The sequence below is a fragment of the Bradyrhizobium sp. P2_E8 genome (genome assembly GCF_056403875.1).
Window position 1 is genome coordinate 1 of record NZ_JBFUES010000766.1, and the last position, 3753, is coordinate 3753.

A 3753-nucleotide genomic window follows, 5' to 3' on the forward strand; every position below is an offset into this window, starting at 1 on the left:
CTATGATACGCGCCCGTCGCCTGGCTCGAGACGATCTCTTCGAGCGCGTGCTGCAGCACTACAGCCAGCACGGCAATGCCGCGCAGCGTATCGATAAAGGCCAGGCGTTTGTGCATCATACTCTCTTGCGTCAATTCACTGGGCCGGTCCGGTCACTGGGCCGGTCTGGGCAACTCCGGACCGAAGTCCGGGAGCTTGCCATGCGGTGCCCCGACCGGTAGCGCGCGCCGCGGGATCACGCGCGGAGGATCGCTCTTGGCAAACCGCGAGAAGCGTCGCGAGAATACCTCGCTGAAGGCCAGCGCGATGATCAGCAGGCCCGTCGCCGGCCCGTAATTGAGGACCGTGATCGTGAAGACGTTCACGACAAAGATCAGCGATAGCTTGTAGACGTCCTTCACCGTGAGGGTCGCGCGAACCACCAACAGCATGAAGTAGACGAACGGAACCCCGAACATCAAGTACGTACCGATGTAGAAATTGTCGACCGGCACCCAGTACGGAGAGAGCGCGGAGAACAGCTTCTGCGGATAGTTGAAGCAACCGATGCCGCACCCCGTGACAAGACCGATCGGCATGAGCTGGCTGAGATAGACGAACGGCTTCTGCCAGCTGTTGTTGATCCGGTCCTGCATGCTGTAGAGCAGGTCGTGCGGGGTGTACGAGGTGCCCGATGCCAGAATAATCAGGAAGAACGGAATCAGCATCGCCGCGAACGACCACAGCGCAAGCAAGCGCACGGTCCGGAAGCGATCGCGCTCGGGAAGCATGCGCACGATGAGCAGCAGCACCAGATAGAGTACCAGCACCATCATCGTAGTCTTGCTGGTGGTGAGGCGGACGGCATAGATCGAAATTCCGCCCACGATCACGCACCACCAGGTGCTCTTGCGGATCGACGTCATCGCAAACGACACAAGAATGAAGAAGGCGGCCATGGTGTTTTCGGCGGCAAAACCGGTCAGCCGCTGATCCTGGAACGCCCACCACAACTTGCCCGCCTCACGGACCGCGCCGAACGACTCGTATTTGAACCCGACCCATGGCATCGCGAAGTACTTGGACAGAAACACGCCGAACACGGACAGGTACAGAATCCCGGCGATGAGGCTCAACAGCCGCTTGTAGGAACCAAGATTGGAATCGCAGAAGCAGAACCCGACGAAGACCGGAAGCATCATCTTGAACGATGAAGACAGCGCGTTGAAGGTGCCGAGCATGAGGAAGCCGAGCGCCAGCGACAATACCATCTGCAGCAGCACCAGCGAGGCCAGCAGGCTCCGGTTCCGAACGATACAGTGGACGAAGAACTGGGCGATGCAGGGAATCGCGATGATATCAGGCAAGAACCACAGCGCATCCAGGTGCAGGATGCTGGAGTAATACCTGATGATGCCGCCGAACGCATCGCGGATGAGATAGATCGCGAGCGCGATCGCCTCGAGGCTGAACATTGCCGGAAGGACGATGCGGCGATTCGATATCATGCTCATGTTCGGCCGACCTCAGTTCAATGGCCGGACGGAGGGCGCAGCCGACGACGCCGCGAAATCGGGGGTCTTCCGAAACACATTGCGCAGCAATCTGCCTCCCGGCAATTCGACGTAGAGATAGGTGAAATTCGACAGGATCAGGACCGCAATCAGGATCACGACAAGATTCAGCGTTGCCGCCAGCCCCCCACACAGGGACTCGAGCAACGCAACGGGCCGCTGCCCCACCGCTCGAACGAAATATTCGGCGAAGAGGACCACGACGGCGTGCACCATGTAGACGGAGTACGACCGGCGGCCAAGCCAGACCAGCGGCGAGACGACGAGAATCCTGGGTACCAATACGGCTTGCGGAAACGCGATCAGGGTTCCGAGAAACGCGGCGAAAGCGAGCGGCACAAAAAGGCTGATCGCGGGATGCGCCTCTACCATCGAGACCAGCACAACGCTCACGATCAAGGCACCCAACTGCAACCCGCCCTGCACCGCAGGATTGATCGAACGCGGCAATAGCGGTGCCACCTTCGCAGTCAGCACCCCCAGAAAGAACCCCATGATGCATCGGAGCAGCCCGAAGTCCCATTGCAGCTCGAGGGTGTTCTTGCCCACCACCAGCACGATCGCCAGCCAACTGCCCGCGACCAGCAACGCTGCGCAAGCGTAGAAATACCGCCGCGAGCCAAACCATTGCGCAAGCAGCATCACGAGGCCGAACACCAGATAGGTGTAGAACTCGACGCTGATGCTCCAGCTCGGTGCGTTCCAGTTGAGGTAGTCGACGAAGCCCAGCGAATGCAACAGGAACACGTTCAAGAAAAATGAATAGGCGTTATTGACCTCGAAGGCCGCGGGCGCGATCGCCACCACGCCTGCCAGCACGAGCCCAATTCTCGCCAAACGAAACATCAGCATCACGAGCAGCATCACGATATGCAGCGGATAAACCCGGGCAAGCCGCCGCACCATGAATTCGCGCAACGAGAAATGTCCGAAATCCGGGCTCACATAGCTCAACGACATCACGATGCCGCTGAGAACGAAGAACAGATCGACGAGAAGCCAGCCGCTTCTGAAGAATGACCAGTCAACCCAGGCGTTTTGCGGAAACGCTGCGAGGAAGGTCTTCATCAGAATGACGTGATGGATCACGACGGAGATCGCTGCAATTCCGCGGATGCTGTCCAACGGCAGGAAATGCGTTTTCTCGCGATGAACCGACTCCGTCACTTCCGCATCCCAGATCTTTTTGCAACGCAACATTTGTACAGGGCTTCGGAAGCACATTCAACTTCGATCCGATTCCGCTTCGGCGCATGACAGCCAACTCCAATTTTATCGCGTCGCGTTCGAGTGCCGATCGCGGCAGCGCCAACAACGGATTCATCATGAATTGCAGGACAAAAGAACGCGCGCTTGACTAAAAAAGGGACACTTCGGGATAAAAAAGAGGCTGCGCGATACGCATCGCGCAGAGAATCAAATGCGGCAAAAACGAGCCATCCGTGCGTTAACTTTGCGGAGCGCAGAACGAGACCATGCAGCGATCATATCGCCCGCCACACGCTTCACGATTGCGTCACATTCAGCACCGTCTTGAAGCGGTCTTATGCAAAGCTCTCGCTCGATCAACTCGCGATTGCCCATACCTGGATCGGATATTCCGGATCATTCTGCAGACTGCGCCAGAGGCCGTAGTCGCGAACCGGACCGCCGATATGCGCTTTCGCGCACGCCTTGTTGCCCCATGAATCTGTGATGATCGTGGTGAATCCGGCGTGCGAGAGAAGTTCTTTCAGCCCAGCTTCGGTCCAGCGACTGTAATCGTGCGGCCGCGCGTGCACACGAAACAGGAACGGCGTTGCGACGAGCGCGTACCCGCCCTCGCGAACCATGGCGCGGATGTTGCGCGCGGCCGCGTGAGGGTCCGCAACATGTTCAAGGACTTGATCCGCGATCACGACATCGAACGTTCGATCCAGCGCCTGCTTGCAGATATCGAATTCGGGGAAATCGGCCGAGGAATAGTTCCTCACCTGCTCTTTCCAATATCTGTTCCAGCCCGGCGACACCTCGAACACCGATGCGTTCTCATGCTGCCGGAGAAATTTCTCGAAGGCCTCGATCTGCCTGATACGCAACCAATTCCTTGAATCGTAGCCCGGTATTCGCGATGCGAACCTGTCCCAGATCCTGACTTTGAACTTTTCCCGGGCGATGTCGTAAAATGACGGCATGGCTTTTTCCCCAATGAGCTGTTCGC

At 58.1% G+C, this 3753-nt stretch carries 3 protein-coding genes; all 3 read right to left on the reverse strand.

The genetic code is table 11. The features are described 5' to 3' along the window. Window positions 1-152: 152 nt before the first annotated feature. A complete protein-coding gene (locus tag AC1D00_RS31375; protein WP_477013326.1) occupies window positions 153-1493 on the reverse strand; it encodes a hypothetical protein in 1341 nt (446 codons plus the stop codon). 12 nt (window positions 1494-1505) lie between these two features. After that, the gene (locus tag AC1D00_RS31380) at window positions 1506-2753 is read right to left on the reverse strand and encodes an acyltransferase family protein (protein WP_477013327.1); all 1248 of its coding nucleotides are present in this window, start codon (window positions 2751-2753) and stop codon (window positions 1506-1508) included. A gap of 365 nt (window positions 2754-3118) precedes the next feature. Beyond that, the gene (locus AC1D00_RS31385; RefSeq protein ID WP_477013328.1) at window positions 3119-3727 is read right to left on the reverse strand and encodes a class I SAM-dependent methyltransferase; all 609 of its coding nucleotides are present in this window, start codon (window positions 3725-3727) and stop codon (window positions 3119-3121) included. Window positions 3728-3753 lie beyond the last annotated feature (26 nt).

Coding starts and splice junctions, on each gene's coding strand:
- AC1D00_RS31375 (WP_477013326.1), bottom strand. CDS start 1,493: ATGAGCATGATATCGAATCGCCGCATCGTCCTTCCGGCAATGTTCAGC.
- AC1D00_RS31380 (WP_477013327.1), bottom strand. CDS start 2,753: ATGTTGCGTTGCAAAAAGATCTGGGATGCGGAAGTGACGGAGTCGGTT.
- AC1D00_RS31385 (WP_477013328.1), bottom strand. CDS start 3,727: ATGCCGTCATTTTACGACATCGCCCGGGAAAAGTTCAAAGTCAGGATC.